The 17,714-nt window shown below is 69.7% G+C and carries 16 protein-coding genes; 1 reads left to right on the top strand and 15 read right to left on the bottom strand.

Going from position 1 to position 17,714, the window contains the following annotated elements; translation table 11 throughout:
* Positions 1 to 2: 2 nt before the first annotated feature.
* The 4 genes from priB to ppsA all read right to left on the bottom strand — a co-directional run bounded on the left by priB (position 3) and on the right by ppsA (position 5,399).
* Complete coding sequence (priB, locus tag P1K89_RS13890) at positions 3 to 308, bottom strand: primosomal replication protein N (RefSeq protein ID WP_284617032.1); 306 nt, start codon at positions 306 to 308, stop codon at positions 3 to 5.
* A gap of 41 nt (positions 309 to 349) precedes the next feature.
* Positions 350 to 712: a 30S ribosomal protein S6 gene (gene rpsF / locus P1K89_RS13885; protein WP_284617031.1), complete on the bottom strand. Its 363-nt coding sequence runs from the start codon at positions 710 to 712 to the stop codon at positions 350 to 352.
* A gap of 123 nt (positions 713 to 835) precedes the next feature.
* Positions 836 to 2,983 (bottom strand): VC_2705 family sodium/solute symporter, encoded by a 2,148-nt coding sequence (locus P1K89_RS13880; RefSeq protein ID WP_284617030.1) that lies wholly within the window; start codon positions 2,981 to 2,983, stop codon positions 836 to 838.
* Positions 2,984 to 3,002: 19 nt separating this feature from the next.
* Entirely contained in the window at positions 3,003 to 5,399 is a 2,397-nt protein-coding gene (ppsA, locus tag P1K89_RS13875; protein WP_284617029.1) for a phosphoenolpyruvate synthase, read from the bottom strand.
* Between the two features lie 237 nt (positions 5,400 to 5,636).
* Between ppsA and ppsR the strand changes: the two genes are divergently transcribed.
* The gene (gene ppsR / locus P1K89_RS13870; protein ID WP_284617028.1) at positions 5,637 to 6,461 is read left to right on the top strand and encodes a posphoenolpyruvate synthetase regulatory kinase/phosphorylase PpsR; all 825 of its coding nucleotides are present in this window, start codon (positions 5,637 to 5,639) and stop codon (positions 6,459 to 6,461) included.
* On the opposite strand, the gene P1K89_RS13865 is transcribed toward ppsR, so the two are convergent.
* Genes P1K89_RS13865 through P1K89_RS13815 form a run of 11 tightly spaced genes read right to left on the bottom strand, consistent with a single transcriptional unit; the run spans position 6,455 to position 17,705 of the window.
* The gene (locus tag P1K89_RS13865; protein WP_284617027.1) at positions 6,455 to 7,255 is read right to left on the bottom strand and encodes a TrmH family RNA methyltransferase; all 801 of its coding nucleotides are present in this window, start codon (positions 7,253 to 7,255) and stop codon (positions 6,455 to 6,457) included. The genes ppsR and P1K89_RS13865 overlap by 7 nt on opposite strands.
* On the bottom strand, positions 7,252 to 7,983 hold the full coding sequence (gene rnhB, locus P1K89_RS13860) for a ribonuclease HII (protein WP_284617026.1): 732 nt from the start codon (positions 7,981 to 7,983) through the stop codon (positions 7,252 to 7,254). The genes P1K89_RS13865 and rnhB overlap by 4 nt, the downstream gene beginning before the upstream one ends.
* Positions 7,946 to 9,103 carry a lipid-A-disaccharide synthase gene (gene lpxB, locus P1K89_RS13855; protein ID WP_284617025.1) on the bottom strand — a complete coding sequence of 386 codons (1,158 nt, stop codon included), beginning with the start codon at positions 9,101 to 9,103 and terminating at the stop codon, positions 7,946 to 7,948. Before lpxB ends, rnhB begins: the two co-directional genes overlap by 38 nt.
* Positions 9,104 to 9,109: 6 nt before the next feature.
* A complete protein-coding gene (lpxA, locus tag P1K89_RS13850; protein ID WP_284617024.1) occupies positions 9,110 to 9,898 on the bottom strand; it encodes an acyl-ACP--UDP-N-acetylglucosamine O-acyltransferase in 789 nt (262 codons plus the stop codon).
* A gap of 20 nt (positions 9,899 to 9,918) precedes the next feature.
* Positions 9,919 to 10,359: a 3-hydroxyacyl-ACP dehydratase FabZ gene (fabZ, locus tag P1K89_RS13845; RefSeq protein WP_284617508.1), complete on the bottom strand. Its 441-nt coding sequence runs from the start codon at positions 10,357 to 10,359 to the stop codon at positions 9,919 to 9,921.
* Positions 10,360 to 10,367: 8 nt separating this feature from the next.
* Positions 10,368 to 11,408 carry a UDP-3-O-(3-hydroxymyristoyl)glucosamine N-acyltransferase gene (gene lpxD / locus P1K89_RS13840; protein ID WP_284617507.1) on the bottom strand — a complete coding sequence of 347 codons (1,041 nt, stop codon included), beginning with the start codon at positions 11,406 to 11,408 and terminating at the stop codon, positions 10,368 to 10,370.
* Positions 11,409 to 11,433: 25 nt separating this feature from the next.
* Entirely contained in the window at positions 11,434 to 11,952 is a 519-nt protein-coding gene (locus P1K89_RS13835) for an OmpH/Skp family outer membrane protein (RefSeq protein WP_284617023.1), read from the bottom strand.
* On the bottom strand, positions 11,952 to 14,258 hold the full coding sequence (bamA, locus tag P1K89_RS13830; RefSeq protein WP_284617022.1) for an outer membrane protein assembly factor BamA: 2,307 nt from the start codon (positions 14,256 to 14,258) through the stop codon (positions 11,952 to 11,954). Before bamA ends, P1K89_RS13835 begins: the two co-directional genes overlap by 1 nt.
* A 9-nt stretch (positions 14,259 to 14,267) precedes the next feature.
* Entirely contained in the window at positions 14,268 to 15,635 is a 1,368-nt protein-coding gene (rseP, locus tag P1K89_RS13825) for an RIP metalloprotease RseP (protein ID WP_284617021.1), read from the bottom strand.
* On the bottom strand, positions 15,632 to 16,816 hold the full coding sequence (gene ispC / locus P1K89_RS13820; protein ID WP_284617020.1) for a 1-deoxy-D-xylulose-5-phosphate reductoisomerase: 1,185 nt from the start codon (positions 16,814 to 16,816) through the stop codon (positions 15,632 to 15,634). Before ispC ends, rseP begins: the two co-directional genes overlap by 4 nt.
* Positions 16,817 to 16,853: 37 nt before the next feature.
* Entirely contained in the window at positions 16,854 to 17,705 is an 852-nt protein-coding gene (locus P1K89_RS13815) for a phosphatidate cytidylyltransferase (protein WP_284617019.1), read from the bottom strand.
* Positions 17,706 to 17,714 lie beyond the last annotated feature (9 nt).

Raw genomic sequence — 17,714 nt, 5'->3', positions numbered from 1 at the left:
TTTCAAACTTGAGATTCGTTGGTCGAGTGGTCCAGTGCGGTGACATGGAACAGCAGGCCGCGTCCGTTGCGTGCGGTGGCCAGGAAGCCGGCGAAGGTGCCGGAACTGCCCAGGGCCAACGCCGACAGGTGCTGCGTGATCGCTCCGATCCCCAGGGCCTTGATCTCCATCGAGACCTGGCGGGGGGAACCGTCCTCGGTGACCGTCGACTCGTGCTGGAGCTTCAGGTCGAGGGCCGGCAGTCCGGCGGGCGTGTAGCGCATCGCACCTCGTTCGACCAGCTGCGCCGAGAGAACCAGTCGGTTCATCGCGGGCGCGGCCGGCACGGCGGTCGCGGCGGGTGCCGTCGTCAGGCGCTGGTCTCCTGGGCGGCCTTGCGGGCCTCTTCCTTCTCGACGGCCTTCATCATCACCGACGGGGTCGTCTCGGCCTTGGCCTTGGCCACGGTCAGGTGACGCAGCACGGCGTCGTTGTAGCGGAAGCCGGTCTCCAGCTCGTTCAGGACCTCTTGCGAGATCTCGATGTTCAGGCACACGTAGTGCGCCTTCGCGAGCTTCTGGATCATGTAGGCCAGCTGGCGGCGGCCCCAGTCCTCGACCCGGTGCACCTTGCCGCCGGCGGCGGTCACGATGCCCTTGTATCGTTCCAGCATGGCCGGAACCTGCTCGCTTTGATCCGGGTGGATCACGAGCACGATCTCGTAATGACGCATGAACACTCCTTGTGGGTTCCGTGGATCGGAAGCCGCCCGGCGGCGTCGAACGCCGGTGCGGCAAGTCGGATTCGGCCCCTTTCGCCCCATTTGGACGAGGGTCGAGCCCGGAAAAGCCGGCGATTATAGCCCGCGCGTGCCGTCTCGCGCGAGCGGCGGCCGGTCGACCACGGCAGGGCCCACCGCAGGCCCGTGCAACTGCTCGACCAGCGAGGCTTCGGCCCCGCTCGGCCGCCGGCTCAGCAGGCTGACGATCACCAGCGCCGCGGCGCCGGCCGGCACGCCGAACACGCCCGCCGAGACCGGGTCGATGCCGAACCAGCGCAGCGGCTGCGGCGACAGGCCCAGCCAGAGACGCGCCGCCGGCAGCCCGGCGATCATGTAGCCCGCGCACACGGCCAGACCGGCCAGCATGCCGGCCGTCGCGCCGGCGCGGGTTGCGCCGCGCCAGAAGATGCCGAGCACCAGCGCGGGAAAGAAGGCGGCTGCCGCCAGCGAGAACGCGGCGCTGACGAAGGGCAGGATGCCGGCGATGCGCAGCGATGCCACCCACGCGGCGGCGACCGCGGCGACCAGCACCATCATTTTCGACAGCATCACGCGCTTGACCGCCGATGCGCGCGGATTCAGCACCCGGTAGTACAGGTCGTGCGAGAGCGCGTTGGAGATCGTCAGCAGCAGGCCGTCCGCGGTGGAAAGCGCCGCGGCCAGCCCGCCTGCGGCGACGAGGTAGGTCACGACCAGCGGCAGCCCGCCGAGCTCCGGCGCCGCGAGCACGATCGTGTCGCCGGCCAGCCGCAGCTCGGCGAGCTGCAGGATGCCGTCGCCGTTGATGTCCTGCACCGATACCAGCCCCGAGTCGAGCTTGGACCAGCGCCGGATCCAGTCGGGCAGCGATCCGAACGAACTTCCGACCAGCTCGGTGAAGACCTGGTACTTCACCAGCACCGCGAGCACCGGCGCGCACAGGTAGAGCAGCACGATGAACGACAGCGACCAGCCGACCGAGCGCCGGGCCGACGCGACCCCGGGTGTCGTGTAGTAGCGCGTCAGGACGTGGGGCATCGCCGCCGTGCCCAGCATGAGGCAGAACACCAGCGCGAGGAAGTTGCGCCGAGGCTCCTCGCCCGTTTGCGTGCTGCCGGGCGCGACCGCGAAGGGTTCGGTCTGCGAGGCGAGTCCGGCCATCGGCCGGCCCTGGGATTCGGCCAGCGCCAGCTCGCGCTGGTAGCCCGTTCGTGCATCGGCCACCGTGCGGGGCAGGCGCTGCAAGGCCCGCTCGGCGCGCTGGATGTCGGCCAGCGGCGCGTTCTCGGCGCGCAGCCGACCTGCTTCGCGCGCCAGCCGTTCGGCATCGGCGACCATCGCCGCCGGCACGTCGGCCAGCTTCAGGCGCGCCTCGCCGGCACGCTGCGACCACAGGCGCTGCACCTCGAGCTCGCGCGGATCGGCGCGCAGTTCGCCCTCGCGCTGCGTGATCACCGCCAGCTGCTGCCCGTAGCTCAACCAGGGCAGCCAGGATCCGGTCTGGTTGACGCTGAGCCACAGCACCGGCACGACGTAGGCAATGATCAGCACGATGTACTGCGCGACCTGCGTCCAGGTGACCGCGCGCATGCCGCCCAGGAACGAGCACACCAGCACGCCGCCGAGGCCGACGAAGATCCCGATCTCGAAGTTGAAGCCGGTCAGGTGCGAGGTGATCAGCCCGACGCCGTAGACCTGCACGACGACGTAGACGAAGGACACCAGCACCGTCGCGCCGACGCCGATCAGCCGCGGCATCCGGCCGCCGTAGCGTGCGCCGAGGAAGTCGGGCACCGTGTACTGGCCGAAGCGGCGCAGGTAAGGTGCGAGCAGCAGCGCGACGAGGCAGAAGCCCCCGGTCCAGCCCAGGATGTAGGCGAGCCCGGCGAAGCCCTGCAGGTACAGCACGCCGGCCGTGCCGATGAAGGACGCGGCCGACATCCAGTCCGCCCCGGTGGCCATGCCGTTGTACATCGCCGGCACGCGGCGGCCGGCGACGTAGTACTCGGCCTCGTCGGTGGTGCGGCTGAGCAGCCCGATCGCCGCGTAGATCAGCACCGTCGCGATCAGGAAGCTCGCGCCGATGCCGTGGCGCGGCCAGCCGCTGCGCTCGCCGAGCGCGAGCACGACCACGAACACCACCACGCCGACCGTGAACAGCGCGTAGCGCCGATGCAGGCTGCGGGCGAAGCTGCGGGTGGTCTGCGGCGCGGGCGGCTGGCCGGTGTCGTCCGAGAGGCCCAAGCGCCGCCCTCGCCTCGCCTCAGCGGGCCGCGAGCCGGACCCAGGTGTCGACCACCGAGTCCGGGTTCAGCGAGATCGACACGATGCCCTCCGACGCGAGCCAGTCGGCGAAGTCGGGATGGTCGCTGGGCCCCTGGCCGCAGATGCCGACGTACTTGCCGGTGGCGCGGCAGGCCGCGATCGCGCGCGAGATCATCGCCTTGACCGCCGGATCGCGCTCGTCGAAGTCCTCGGCCAGCTGCTCGAGGCCCGAATCGCGGTCCAGGCCCAGGGTCAGCTGCGTCAGGTCGTTCGAGCCGATCGACATGCCGTCGAAGTGCTCGAGGAACTGCTCGGCGAGGATCGCGTTGCTCGGCACCTCGCACATCATGATCAGCTTCAGGCCGTCCTTGCCGCGTTCGAGCCCGCGGTCGGCCAGCAGCTTCGCGACGCGCTCGGCCTGGCGAACGGTGCGCACGAAGGGCACCATGATCTCCACGTTCGTCAGGCCCATGTCCTTGCGCACGCGCTTGATCGCCTCGCACTCCATGCCGAAGGCGTCGGCGAACTCGCCGCTGATGTAGCGCGACGCGCCGCGGAAGCCGAGCATCGGGTTCTCTTCGTCCGGTTCGTAGCGCGAGCCGCCGATGAGCTTCTTGTACTCGTTGCTCTTGAAGTCCGACAGCCGCACGATCACCGGCTTGGGCCAGAAGGCGGCGGCAATGGTGGCGACGCCTTCGGCGAGCTTGTCGACGTAGAACGCACGCGGCGACGCGTGACCGCGGGCCACCGACTCGACCGCCTTCTTCAGGTCCGGATCGACGTTCGGATAGTCGAGGATGGCCTTCGGGTGCACGCCGATGTTGTTGTTGATGATGAACTCGAGCCGCGCCAGGCCGACGCCGGAGTTCGGGATGCGCGCGAAGTCGAACGCCAGCTGCGGGTTGCCGACGTTCATCATGATCTTGATCGGGCAGTACGGCAGCTCGCCGCGGCGCACCTCGCTGACCTCGGTTTCGAGCAGGCCGTCGTAGATGAAGCCGGTGTCGCCCTCGGAGCAGACCACGGTCACCAGCGCGCCGTCGGCGAGCTTGTCGGTGGCGTCCCCGCAACCGACGACCGCCGGGATGCCGAGCTCGCGCGCGATGATCGCCGCGTGGCAGGTGCGGCCGCCGCGGTTGGTGACGATCGCCGACGCACGCTTCATCACCGGCTCCCAGTTCGGGTCGGTCATGTCGGTGACCAGCACGTCGCCGGGCTGCACGCGGTCCATCTCGGCGATCGACTGCACCAGGCGCACCGGGCCGGTGCCGATCTTCTGGCCGATCGCGCGGCCCTCGGCGAGCACCGTGCTGTGGCCCTTGAGCTTGTAGCGCAACTCGACCTGGCCGGCGGCCTGGCTCTTCACCGTCTCCGGGCGGGCCTGCAGGATGTAGAGCTTGCCGTCGACACCGTCCTTGCCCCACTCGATGTCCATCGGGCGGTTGTAGTGCTGCTCGATGACCAGCGCGTACTTCGCCAGCTCGGTCACGTCCGCGTCATTCAGCGAATAGCGGTTGCGCTGCTCGGGCGGCGTGTCGATCGTGCGCACCAGCCTGCCGCTGGCCGCGCGCTCGGCATCGGAGGCGAACTCCATGCGGATCAGCTTCGAGCCGAGCGAGCGGCGGATGATCGGCTGCTTGCCGGCCTTCAGCCCCGGCTTGTGCACGTAGAACTCGTCCGGGTTCACGGCGCCCTGCACCACCGTCTCGCCGAGGCCGTAGCTCGAGGTGATGAAGACCACGTCCTCGAAGCCAGACTCGGTGTCGATCGTGAACATCACGCCGGCGGCGCCGAGGTCCGAGCGCACCATGCGCTGCACGCCGGCCGACAAGGCGACATCGGCATGCGCGAAGCCCTTGTGCACGCGGTAGCTGATCGCGCGGTCGTTGTAGAGCGACGCGAAGACCTCCTTCATCTTGTGCAGCACGTCCTCGATGCCATGCACATTGAGGAAGGTCTCCTGCTGGCCGGCGAACGAGGCGTCGGGCAGGTCCTCGGCGGTGGCCGACGAGCGCACCGCGAAGCTGCCCGCCGGGCCGTCGCCCTCGAGCCTGGCGAAGGCTTCGCGCACCGCGGCCTCGAAATCGGCCGGGAACGGCGCGTCGATCACCCAGCCGCGGATCTCGGCGCCGGCTTCGGCGAGCGCCTTGACGTCGTCGGCGTTCAGCGCGTCCAGGCACGCGTTGATCTTCGCGGTCAGCCCGCCGTGCTCGAGGAAACGCCGGAACGCCAGCGCGGTGGTCGCGAACCCGCCGGGCACGCGCACGCCGGAAGCGCTCAACTGGCTGATCATTTCGCCGAGGCTGGCGTTCTTGCCGCCGACCACCTCGACATCGGTCATCCTCAGATGTTCAAACGGGACGACCAGGGCGGTCGCCAGGGACGTTGCAGACATGGGAAAGCTCCGTGATGGTGAGAAACCGGTGCCGTCCAGGCTGCGCCACGGGCCCACGCTCCTGCGTTTGTCGATTCTTGTCGGTGGCGGGAGGGGCTCATCGGCGGGCAGTCCACTGCGTATCGCGAGACGCTGGCTGGACGCCGGTTGACCGGCGCCCGATCCCGCGATTCTAGGGAAACAAACCCCTATCATCCTGAACCGCTGCTGAAATCGACGCCCGCCGGCGCCTCCGCCATGCCTCAACGTAGTGTGTTCTTCGTCTCGGACGGCACCGGCATCACCGCCGAAACCTTCGGCAATTCGATCCTCGCGCAGTTCGCTGCCAAGCCGCGCCACGTGCGGCGGCCCTTCATCGACACCGTCGACAAGGCGCGCGCGGTGGTCGACGAGATCAACCGGGTGGCCGATTCCGAGGGCAAGCGGCCGATCGTGTTCATCACGCTGGTCAACGACGAGGTGCGCGACATCGTGACCTCCCCGGAGTGCCGCGGCCTCGCGCTCGACATGTTCCGCGCCTTCGTCGAACCGCTGGAGCACGAGTTCGGCATCAAGTCGAACCATCGCGTCGGCCGCTTCTCCGACGCCGCGAAGAGTTCGGAGTACAACGAACGCATCGAGGCGATCAACTTCTCGCTGGCGCACGACGACGGGCAGTCGGCGCGCAACCTCGCGCAGGCCGACGTGATCCTGCTCGGCGTCAGCCGCTGCGGCAAGACGCCGACCTCGCTGTACCTGGCGATGCAGCATGGCATCAAGGCGGCGAACTATCCGCTGATCCCCGAGGACTTCGAGCGCGGCAAGCTGCCGGGTTCGCTGGCGCCGCACCTGGCCAAGTGTTTCGGCCTGACCATCGACCCCGAGCGCCTCTCGCAGATCCGCAACGAACGCCGGCCGGACAGCAAGTACGCGTCGCTCGAGAACTGCCGCTACGAGGTGCACGAGGCGGAGTCGATGATGCGGCGCAACGGCGTGTCGTGGCTCAGTTCGACGCACAAGTCGATCGAGGAGATCGCGACGACGATCCTGCGCGACATCCGCCCGGACCGCTTGATCTACTGATCCCGCGGCCGGTCCGCGTCCGCCTGCCGCATCGATTCGTGCAGGCAGATCGCCGCCGCAGCGGCGACGTTGAGCGATTCTTCGCCACCCGGCTGCGCGATGCGCACGAGCTGCGCGCAGCGCGCCTGCAGCGCCGCATCGACGCCCTGCCCTTCATGGCCGAAGAGCCATGCGCAGGGGAACGGCAGCACCGTGCGGTGCAGCGGCGTCGACGCCTGCAGGCTGCTGCCGATCCAAGGCACGGCGAGCGTGTCGAGATCGGCCGGCTGCAAGCCTTCGATCAACCGCAACGCGAAGTGCGCGCCCATGCCGGCGCGCAGCACCTTGGGCGACCACAGCGACGCGGTGCCGCGCAGCGCCAGCACCTGCGTGAAACCGAACGCCGATGCGCTGCGCAGGATGCTGCCGACGTTGCCGGCGTCCTGCACGCGGTCGAGCACGATGCTGGCGAGCGCGCCGTCGATCGGCGCCCTGGCCGGCAGCGGCCACAGGAAGCCGAGGCGGCTCGGCGATTCGAGCGTGCTGAGGCTGTCGAACAAGGCGTCGGGCAACAGCGCGATGCGCGGCGCCCAGTGCGCGAGCTCGCGCAGCGGCGGCTTCGCCCAGGCCGATTCGGCGACCACCGCCTGCGCCGGCCGCCAGCCGCGCTGGCGCAGCGCGCTGCACAGGTGCTCGCCCTCGAGCCAGACCTCGCCGTCCTTGCGGTAGCCGGCACCGTCGCGCAGCAGCTTGCGCAGGCGCACCAGCAGCGGGTTGTCGCGCGAGGTGATCGGCTGCGCGACAGGGGCGGTCACAGGCCGTCCTCGTCGTTGATGACATCCGCGACGGCCTGCGCCGCGGCGAGCGCGTCGACCGGCAGGCCCAGCGCCTCGCGCACCGGCGCGTAGCTGCGGCGGTGGATGTCGCAGGCGCCATGCGCGCGCAGCGCCTCGAGGTGCTCGGCGGTCGCGTAGCCCTTGTGGGTCGCGAAGCCGTAGGCCGGGAACCGCTCGTGCAGCGCAACGCACAAGCGGTCGCGGTGCACCTTGGCGAGGATCGACGCGGCCGAGATCGACGCCACCAGCGCATCGCCCTTGACGATGGCTTCGGCCGGCACGCGCAGCACCGGCAGCCGGTTGCCATCGACCAGCACCTTGTGCGGCACCAGGCGCAGGCCCTCCACCGCGCGGCGCATCGCCAGCATCGTCGCCTGCAGGATGTTCAGGCGGTCGATCTCCTCGACGTCGGCCTCGGCGATGCAGCAGGCCAGCGCCTTGGCGCGGATCTCGTCGAAGAGCTTCTCGCGTCTGGCCGGCGTCAGCACTTTCGAGTCGGCGAGGCCCTTGATCGGCTGCAGCTCGTCGAGGATCACCGCGGCGGCGACAACCGGCCCGGCCAGCGGCCCGCGTCCGGCCTCGTCGACACCGGCGACCAGGCCGCCCGGGATGTCCCAGGACAGCCCGAGCTGCTGCGGCGCGCGCGAGCGCTTCGCGCGGCGCTTGGGATCAGCGGCGGGTGTCGTCGAGGACTTGCGCGATCGCATCGGCGGCTCGTTGGGCGGTGTCCTGGCGCAGCAGGTGGTGCAGATCGGCGAAACGGCGCTTCGCCGCCTCGGCCTTCGCCGGATTGTCGAGCCAGGCGAACGCTTCGCGGGCCAGCGCGTCGGGCGTCGCATCGTCCTGGATCAGCTCGGGCACGACGAAGTCACGGCAGAGGATGTTCGGCAGGCCGACCCAGGGCTGGTAGCGCATGCGCTTCATGCGCTGCCAGTTCAGCCAGGCCAGCCGGTAGCAGATGACCATCGGCCGCTTGAACAGCGCCGCTTCCAGCGTCGCGGTGCCGCTGGCGACCAGCGTGACATCGCAGGCCGCGAGCGCTTCGTGCGATTGGCCGTCGAGCAGCGTCAGCGGCACGCCATGCGCATGCTGCGCGACCATCGGTTCCACCAGCGCGCGCAGCCCCGGGACCACCGGCATCACGTAGCGCAGGCCCGGCCGTTCGCGGTGCATGCGCGCGGCGGCCGCGAGGATCAGCGGCGCGATGTGGTTGATCTCGCTGCGGCGGCTGCCCGGCAGCAGCGCGACGACGCTGTCGCCGCCAGCAAGGCCCAGCGCGGCTCGCGCGGCGTCGCGTGGCGGTTCCATCGGGATCACGTCGGCCAGCGGATGGCCGACATAGCTAGCGCCGATGCCGTGACGCTGCAGCAGTTCGGGCTCGAACGGGAACAGACACAGCACATGGTCGGCCGATGCGGCGAGCTTCTGCACCCGTTCGCCGCGCCAGGCCCAGATCGACGGGCAGACGAAGTGCAGCGTCTTGATGCCGCCCTCGCGCAGCCGGCGCTCGAGGCCGAAGTTGAAGTCCGGCGCATCGACGCCGATGAAGGCCGCCGGCCGTTCGGCCAGCAGGCGCTCGGCCAGCTGGCGGCGGATGCGCAGCAGCTCGGGCAGCCGGCTCAAGGCGTCGACATAACCGAACACCGACAGACGCTCGTGCGGCCACCACGCGTCGAAGCCCTGCGCCGCCATGCGCGGCCCGCCGATGCCGGCGGCCTGCAGGTCGGGCCAGCGGCGGCGCACGCCGGCCAGCAGCAGCGAGGCCAGCAGGTCGCCCGACGCTTCGCCGGCGACGAGCGCCAGCCGCAAGGGGTCCGGAGCCGCCACCGCGCTTCAGCGCACGATGCCGCGCGTGGCCGCCGCGAGGAAGCCGAGCATCAGGTCGATCTCGGCCGCCGATTCCGGCGCCTCGGCTTTCATCGCGCCGATCTCGGCGACCGCGGCATCGAGGGTCAGGCCCTTGCGGTACAGCGTGCGGTGCATCTGCTTGACCTGCGCGATGCGCTCGGCGCTGAAGCCGCGGCGGCGCAGGCCCTCGGCATTGATGCCCTGGGCCTCGGCCGGGTTGCCGGCGCAGGTGACGAAGGGTGGCAGGTCCTGCGACAGCCGGGTCTGGAAGCCGGTCATCGCATGCGCGCCCACGCGCACGTACTGGTGCACGCCCGACAGGCCGCCCAGGTAGGCCCAGTCGCCCAGGTGCACATGGCCGGCCAGCTGTACCGCGTTGGCGATGATCGTGTGGTTGGCGATGTGGCAGTCGTGCGCGATGTGCACGTAGGCCATGATCCAGTTGTCGTCGCCGAGCGTGGTCACGCCGCCGTCCTGCATGGTGCCGGTGTTGATCGTGACGAACTCGCGGATCGTATTGCCATCCCCGATGGTCAGGCGCGTCGGCTCGCCGGCGTACTTCTTGTCCTGCGGGGCGGCGCCGACCGAGGCGAACTGGAAGATGGTGTTGTTGCGGCCGATGGTCGTGTGGCCTTCGATCACCGTGTGCGGACCGATCGACGAGCCGGCGCCGATGCGCACGTTCGGGCCGATCACCGCGTAGGGCCCGACGGTGACGTCGTCGGCCAGTTCGGCCTGCACGTCGACGATCGCGGTGGCGTGGATGCGGGACATCGCTGCGCTCCGTTCGACGTTCACGACACCTTGCGCATCGTGCACATCAGCTCGGCCTCGACGGCGAGCTCGCCGTCGACGGTCGCGCGCACCTTGTACTTGTAGATGCCGGCCTTCGCGCGATCGAGGGTCGCTTCGAGCATCAGCTGGTCGCCCGGCTCGACGACGCGCTTGAAGCGCGCCCCGTCGATGCCGACGAAGTAGACCACCGTGTCCTCGCCCGGCTCTTCGCCCATCGACTCGAAGGACAGCAGCGCCGCGGTCTGCGCCAGCGCTTCGAGCATCAGCACGCCCGGCATCACCGGCCGGTGCGGGAAATGGCCCATGAAGAAGGGCTCGTTGATGGTGACGTTCTTCAGCGCCTTGATGCGCTTGTTGGCCTCGAACTCGACGACGCGGTCGACCAGCAGGATCGGATAGCGGTGCGGCAGCTTCTTGAGGATCTTGTGGATGTCGAGCACGGGGGCGGTCATGATTTCTTCTCCAGCGCGCGCAGACGCTCGCGAAGCGTGTGCAGCTGGCGCAGCGTGGCGGCGTTCTTTTCCCAGGACGCATTGTCATCGAAGGGGAACAGGCCGCTGTACTGTCCCGGCTTCAGGATCGAGCGCGTGATCACCGTCGCCGCGGTCACGTGCACGTGGTCGACCAGCTCGAGGTGGCCGAGGATGATCGCGCCGCCGCCCGCCGTGCAGTAGCGGCCGATCTTCGCCGAGCCGGCGATGCCGACGCAGCCGGCCATCGCGCTGTGCGCGCCGATGCGCACGTTGTGGCCGACCTGGATCAGGTTGTCGAGCTTGACCCCGTCATCGATCACCGTGTCGTCGAGCGCACCGCGGTCGATGCAGGTGTTGGCACCGATCTCGACGTCGTCGCCGATGCGCACCGCGCCGAGCTGCTCGATCTTTTCCCAGCGGCTGCCCCCTTCGTCCAGCTTCTGCGGCGCGAAGCCGAAGCCGTCGGCGCCGATCACGACACCCGGATGCACGATGCCCCGCGCGCCGATGGCACAGGCCTCGCCCAGGGTCACGCGGGCGGCGAGCCGGGTGGTATCGCCGACCACGGCATCGGCACCGATGTGCGCATGGGCGCCGATCACCGCGCCGGCGCCGATCACAGCGCCGTCGTCGATCACGGCGAAGGCACCCACCGAGGCGCTGGCATGCAGGCGCACGCCGCTGCCGATCACCGCGCTGGCATGCACGCCCGGCACGGGCCTGCGCCGCGTGCGCGCCGCCCACCACTGCGTCAGGCGTGCGAAGTAGAGGTAAGGGTCGGCCGTGACGATCGCCGCGCCACGGGCGACGGCGGCGTCGCGCAGCACGGGCGCGACGACCACGGCCGCGGCCTGCGTCGTCGCCAGCTGCGATGCGTAACGGGGGTTGGCGACGAAGCTCAGCGAACGATCGTCGGCGCTGTCCAGCGGCGCGAGGCGGGCGATCGGCCGGTCGGCGTCGCCAAGAAGCTCGCCCCCGAGTGCGGCGACGATCTCGGCCAGCGTGACCGGTGCCATCACCGCGGGGCCACCGAGGGCTGCGTCAGCGACCGGCCGGCGCGGTGTTCAGCGCCTTGATCACCTTCTCGGTGATGTCGACCCGCGGACCGGCGAAGACCACGTCCTGCAGGATCAGGTCGTACTTCTCGTTGTCGAAGATCTGCTTGATCACCTTGTTGGCGCGTTCGACGATGCCGGCGGTCTCTTCGTTGCGGCGCTGGTTCAGGTCTTCCTGGAACTCGCGGCGCTTGCGCTGCAGATCGCGGTCCTGCTCGACCAGTTCGCGCTGGCGGCGGTTGCGTTCGGCTTCGGACAGCGTCGGGGCATCCTTCTCGAGCTTGTCGGCCGCGGCCTTGAGCTTCGCGCCCTGGTCGTTGAGGTCCTTGTCGCGCTTGCTGAAGTCGGATTCCATGCGCGCCAGCGCCGCCTTGGCCGGCGCCGCCTCGCGCAGCACACGCTCGCTGTTGACGTAGCCGATCTTGAGTTCCTGAGCCTGCGCGGTGCCCAGCGCCGCGGCGGCCGCGGCGGCCACGAGCAGGGACTTCAAAAGCTTGGTGATCATCAGAACGCAGTCCCGATCTGGAATTGGAAACGTTGAATTCTATCCGTCGGCTTGCTGCGCACCGGCGTGCCCCAGCTGAGCTTCAGCGGGCCGACCGGCGAGATCCACGACAGGCCGAGGCCGACCGACGCGCGCAGGCTGTTGGCATCGATGCGCTCGCCTTCGCGCCAGACGTTGCCGGCATCGGCGAACGCGAAGATGCGCAGCGACTTGTCGTTGCCGGTGCCCGGCACAGGGAAGTACAGCTCGGCGTTGACGTTGAGCTTGCTCGCGCCGCCGACGTAGGCGCCGGTCGGGTCGATCACGCCCAGCGAGCTCTGCTCGAACACCCGCACCGAGCCGAGGCCGCCGCCGTAGAAGTTCTTGAACACCGGGAACGGCCGGCCACCCAGGCCCTTGCCGTAGCCGAGCTCGGCGTTCAGGCCGAGGCTGAGCTTGTTGTTCCAGAACGGGAAGTACTGCTGCCACTGCAGGTTCGAGCGCAGGTAGCGCACGTCGCCGGCCACGCTCCACTCGACGTTGACGCGCTGGTACTTGCCCGCCGTCGGCGTGATCACGCTGTCGCGGCTGTCGCGGGCCCAGCCCAGGGTCAGCGGCACCGAGGTCGAGCGCGGGCCGTAGCGGAAGCGGTAATCGAAGTAGCTGTTCGGGATGCCGGCGGTCGCGCCGATGTTCGTCTGCTCCAGGCCGATGCCGAAGAACACAGTGTCGTACTCGGTGAACGGCACGCCGAAGCGCACGGTCGCGCCCGGGTTGCTGATCTGGTACTCGTCGCCCAGGCTGTTGAGCGGGCGCGACGTGCGGTAGAACAGGTCGAGCGAACGCGAGATGCCGTCGACGGTGAAGTACGGATCGACCGTGCTGAACACCAGGCTGCGCTGGCTCTTGCTGGTATTGACCTCGAAGCCGAGGTAGTTGCCCGAGCCGAACACGTTGTCCTGGCGGATCGACGCGTTCAGCGCCAGACGGTCGGCACTCGAGAAGCTGACGCCGAACAGCAGGTTGCCGGTGGGCCGCTCGGTGACGTTGACGACGAGGTCGACCTGGTCCGGCGCGCTGGCGACCTCGTTGGTGTCGACGTTGACGTCCTTGAAGTAGCCCAGGCGTTCGACGCGGTCGCGCGACAGCTTGATCTTGCCGCCGTCGTACCACGACGACTCGAGCTGGCGGAACTCACGCCGCACCACCTCGTCGCGCGTGCGCGTATTGCCGGCGACGTCGATGCGCCGCACGTAGACGCGGCGCTGCGGATCGGCCGCCAGCGTCAGGCCGACCTGGCCGGTCGCGCGGTCGATCTCCGGGCGTGCGTCGATGCGGGCGAAGGCATAGCCATAGACGCCAAAGCGCTCGGCCATGGCCTTGGTGGTCTCGGCGACGGCGGCGGCCCGGTACGGCTCGCCGGGCTTGATCGTCACGAGTTCCTTGAACTCCTCGTCCTTGCCGAGGTACTCGCCCTGCAGCTTCACCGACGTGACGGTGTAGGGCTGCCCTTCCCTGACCGTGACGGTGATCGAGATGTCCTGCTTGTCCGGCGAGATCGTGACCTGCGTCGACTCGATCTCGAACTCGAGGTAGCCGCGGTTCAGGTAGTACGAGCGGATCGTCTCGAGGTCGGCGTTGAGCTTGGCGCGCGAGTAGCGATCGTTCTTCGTGTACCAGGTCAGCCAGCCGCCGACGGTCAGGTCCATCAGGCCGGTCAGCGTCGATTCGCTGAAGGCCTTGGTGCCGACGATGCGGATCTCCTTGATCTTCGCGGCATCGCCTTCGGTCATCGTGAAGGTCACGTTGACCCGGTTGCGCTCGGCCGGCGAGATCGTCGTCACCACCTCGGCGCCGTAGAGGCTGCGCGACAGGTACTGGCGCTTGATCTCCTGTTCGGCGCGCTCGACCAGCGCGCGGTCGAAGGGCAGGCCTTCGCCGATGCCCGCGTCCTTCAGCGACTTGATCAGCGTGTCCTTGTCGAACTCCTTCAGGCCGACGAAGTTCACCGTCTGGATGACCGGGCGCTCCTCGACGACGATGACCGCGACCTTGCCGTCGATCTCGATGCGCACGTCCTTGAAGAGGCCCGTGGCGAACAGCGCGCGCAGCGCGGCGGCACCCTTGTCATCGGTGTAGGTGTCGCCGACGCGGAACGGCAGCGCGGCGAACACGGTGCCGGGGTCGGTGCGCTGCAGGCCTTCGACGCGGATGTCGGCCAGCGTGAACGGCTCGACCGCACGCGCAGCCGGTGCCGCGAGCGTCGCGATGGCAGCCACGGCAATGGCCGCAGGGCGATTCAGACTCGACGGGAAAATCGAAAGCATTCGGTGGGTTCAGTGCAGGCCCAGGAGGCGGGCCACGTCGTTGAAGAGGGCTACCGACATCATCGCCAGCAGGACTGCGATGCCGCCGCGCTGCAGACGCGCGAGCCACTGGTCGGAGACCGGGCGCCCGGTCAGGCCCTCGAAAAGATAATACATGAGGTGTCCGCCATCGAGCATCGGCAGCGGCAGCAGGTTCAGCACCCCGAGGCTGACGCTCACCAGCGCCAGGAAGCCGAGGTAGTACGCCAGGCCCTGGTTCACGGACTGGCCCGCGTAGTCGGCGATGGTCAGCGGGCCGCTCAGGTTGCGGATCGAGGCCTGGCCGATCAGCATGCGGCCCAGCATGCGCAAGGTCAGCGCGGAGACCTCCCAGGTGCGCACCACGCCGCGCTGCAGGCCTTCGACGAGGCCGAGCTGCACCGTCACCATCGCCGGCGGCTGACCCGGCACGACGTCGACGCGGCCGACCCGACGCTCGCCGTCGCGCGCGACACGCGGCGTCACGACGAGCTCGAGGACCTGCCCCTGGCGCTCGATGCGCCAGCGCATCGGCCGGCCCGCATCGCCGTCGATCGCCGCACCGATGCGCTCGCGCAGCATGTAGGCGTCGCTGACGGGCTGGTCGTCCACGCGCAGCACGCGGTCGCCGGAGCGCAGGCCCGCGGTTGCGCCGGGCCCGGGCTTCACCTCGCCCAGCACCGGTTCGCTGAACGGCAGGCCGAGGCCGATGCGCTTCATCAGCGCCGGATCGACCTCGCGCGATTCCAGCTGGTCCAGCGGCAGCCGGATGTCGCGGCGCTGCTCGCCGCGCGCGTCGGTGACCTGCAGCCGCAGCGGCTCGCCGTGCAGCACGTGCTGCGTCACCTGCCAACGCAGTTCGCCGAGCGAACGCAGTTCGGTCCAGCGGCCGTCGTCGTCGGCGAAGGCCTGCACCCAGTCGCCCGATCGCATGCCGGCGCGTTCGGCCAATCCACCGGCCACCGGCGTGCCGAGCAGGGCCTTGGGCTCCTCGACACCGATCCAGTGCGACGCCGCGTGCAGCACGACGGCCAGCAGCAGGTTGGCGATCGGCCCGGCCGCCACGACGGCGGTGCGCTGCCACAGCGACTTGCGGTTGAACGCGCGGTGCAGGTCCTGCGGCGGGACCGGCCCTTCACGTTCGTCGAGCATGCGCACGTAGCCGCCCAGCGGCAGCGCCGACAGCACGAACTCGGTGCTGTCGGGCGTGGCCTGGCGACGCCACAGCACGCGGCCGAAGCCGACCGAAAAACGCAGCACCTTGACGTCGCAGGCGACGGCGACGCGGTAGTGGCCGTACTCGTGCACGACGATCAGCACGCCGAGCGTGAGCAGGAAGGCGAGCACCGTGGTGATCATCGGCGGCTCCTTTCGATGGCCTCGAGCGCCGCGGCACGGGCGCGGGCGTCCAGCGCCAGCAGCGCATCGAGGCTGTCTGCATCGCCGGCGCGCGGCACCAGGGCCTCGACCACGCCGGCATTGATGCGGTGGATGTCGGTGAAGCGGATGCGGCGCTCGAGGAACGCGGCCACCGCCACTTCGTTGGCCGCGTTCAGCACCGTCGTGCTGCCTTCGGCGGCGTGGAGCGCGGCATAGGCCAGCGCCAGCGCGGGATAACGTTCATGGTCAGCGGCCTCGAAGCTTAAGGCCTGCAGCGCCAGGAAGTCGAGCCGGCTGGCACCGGATTCGATGCGCGCCGGATGCGCGAGGCCGACGGCGATCGGCACCTTCATGTCCGGCGTGCCGAGCTGCGCCAGCACCGAGCCGTCGCGGCAGACTACCATCGAGTGGATGATGCTCTGCGGGTGCAGCACCACGCGCACGCGTTCGGGCGCGAGGTCGAACAGCCAGCGTGCCTCGATGACCTCGAGCGCCTTGTTCATCATCGTCGCCGAGTCGACCGAGATCTTGCGGCCCATCACCCAGTTCGGATGCGCGCAGGCCTCCTCGGGCGTCACGCCGTCGAGCGTGCGCGCATCGCGCGTGCGGAACGGGCCGCCCGAGGCGGTGAGCACCAGGTGGTCGATGCGCTCGGGCCACTGGCGGCGGTCGTCGGGCAGGCACTGGAAGATCGCCGAGTGCTCGCTGTCGATCGGCAGCAAGGTCGCGCCGCCCTGCTGCACCGCCTGCATGAACCAGCGGCCGCCGACGACCAGCGCCTCCTTGTTCGCCAGCATCAGGCGCTTGCCGGCGCACGCGGCGGCGATGCAGGGTGCCAGGCCGGCCGCGCCGACGATCGCGGCCATCACGCTGTCGACCTCGGGGTGGGCGGCCAGCTCGCACAGCGCCTGCGGGCCGCTGAGCACCTCGGTGGGCACGCCGTCGGCCTGCAGCACCGCGCGCATCTCGCGGGCCTGCGCTTCGGTGGCCACCGCGGCGAAGCGCGGACGCCAGCGGCGGCACAGCGCGACCAGTTCGTCGACGCGCTGCTGCGCGGTGAGCGCGAAGACCTCGAAACGATCGGGGTGCAGCGCGATCACGTCGAGCGTGCTGAGGCCGACCGACCCGGTGGCGCCGAGGATGCAAACCCGCTGGATCATCGAACAACCGTTCTCAACAACCTTCGGCCTTCAGGCGTCACTTCACGGACGGCAGATGAATCAGCGCCAGCACCGCCGGCAGCACCGGCAGCAAGGCATCGACCCGATCGAGCACACCGCCGTGGCCGGGCAGCAGGTTGCTCGAATCCTTGGCGCCGGCCGCACGCTTGACCAGCGACTCGAACAGGTCGCCGACGACGCTCAGGCCCGCCAGCGCCAGCGCGGCAAGCCCCATGCCGATCAGCCCGATGCGTTCGGCGAGCACGGTGAACACGCTCATCGAGTCGAAGTCCCAGCGCCGGTCGGCGGCGATCCACAGTGCCGCCAGTAGCAGCACGCCGGCCATGCCGGAGTACACGCCTTCCCAGCTCTTGCCGGGGCTGATGGCGGGTGCGAGCTTGCGCTTGCCGAAGGCCCGGCCGCCGAAGTAGGCGGCGATGTCCGCGGCCCAGACGATGCACAGCACCGACAGCAGGAAGTTGATGCCGATGACCCGTGCCTGCGTCAGCGCCCACCAGGCGAGCCACAGCAGCGCCAGGCCGATCAGCACGCGCAGCGCCGCCGGCACCGCGGGCCAGCCGGCGGGCCCTCCGCGCAGCACGACGAGGCCGCCCAGCACCCAGACCGCGACGCCGATCCACCACGGCCAGGTCGGACCGACGGCCAGCGGCAGCAGCACGGCGGCCAAGCCACAGGCCGCGGCGAGCAGCAGCCCGCAAGCGATCGCCAGCGGCGGCGACGTCAGCCCGTTCAGGCGCGCCCATTCCCAGCCCGCGGCGCTGATCAGCACCAGCGTGAACAGCACGAAGGGCATCGGATGCGGCGCGAAGAGGGCCGGCAGCAGCACGGCCATCAGGATCACGGCGGTGATGATGCGCTGGCGCAGCATGCCGGGCCG

It is taken from the genome of Aquabacterium humicola (genome assembly GCF_030167915.1).
GTDB lineage: Bacteria > Pseudomonadota > Gammaproteobacteria > Burkholderiales > Burkholderiaceae_C > Pseudaquabacterium > Pseudaquabacterium humicola.
The sequence above is the reverse complement of the archived record's forward strand: the minus strand, read 5'-3'. Positions and strand labels throughout refer to the sequence as shown.

Coding starts and splice junctions, on each gene's coding strand:
- P1K89_RS13815 (WP_284617019.1), bottom strand. CDS start 17,705: ATGCTGCGCCAGCGCATCATCACCGCCGTGATCCTGATGGCCGTGCTG.
- ispC (WP_284617020.1), bottom strand. CDS start 16,816: ATGATCCAGCGGGTTTGCATCCTCGGCGCCACCGGGTCGGTCGGCCTC.
- lpxD (WP_284617507.1), bottom strand. CDS start 11,408: ATGGCACCGGTCACGCTGGCCGAGATCGTCGCCGCACTCGGGGGCGAG.
- lpxA (WP_284617024.1), bottom strand. CDS start 9,898: ATGTCCCGCATCCACGCCACCGCGATCGTCGACGTGCAGGCCGAACTG.
- rseP (WP_284617021.1), bottom strand. CDS start 15,635: ATGATCACCACGGTGCTCGCCTTCCTGCTCACGCTCGGCGTGCTGATC.
- bamA (WP_284617022.1), bottom strand. CDS start 14,258: ATGCTTTCGATTTTCCCGTCGAGTCTGAATCGCCCTGCGGCCATTGCC.
- rnhB (WP_284617026.1), bottom strand. CDS start 7,983: ATGCGATCGCGCAAGTCCTCGACGACACCCGCCGCTGATCCCAAGCGC.
- rpsF (WP_284617031.1), bottom strand. CDS start 712: ATGCGTCATTACGAGATCGTGCTCGTGATCCACCCGGATCAAAGCGAG.
- ppsR (WP_284617028.1), top strand. CDS start 5,637: ATGCCTCAACGTAGTGTGTTCTTCGTCTCGGACGGCACCGGCATCACC.
- priB (WP_284617032.1), bottom strand. CDS start 308: ATGAACCGACTGGTTCTCTCGGCGCAGCTGGTCGAACGAGGTGCGATG.
- ppsA (WP_284617029.1), bottom strand. CDS start 5,399: ATGTCTGCAACGTCCCTGGCGACCGCCCTGGTCGTCCCGTTTGAACAT.
- P1K89_RS13835 (WP_284617023.1), bottom strand. CDS start 11,952: ATGATCACCAAGCTTTTGAAGTCCCTGCTCGTGGCCGCCGCGGCCGCC.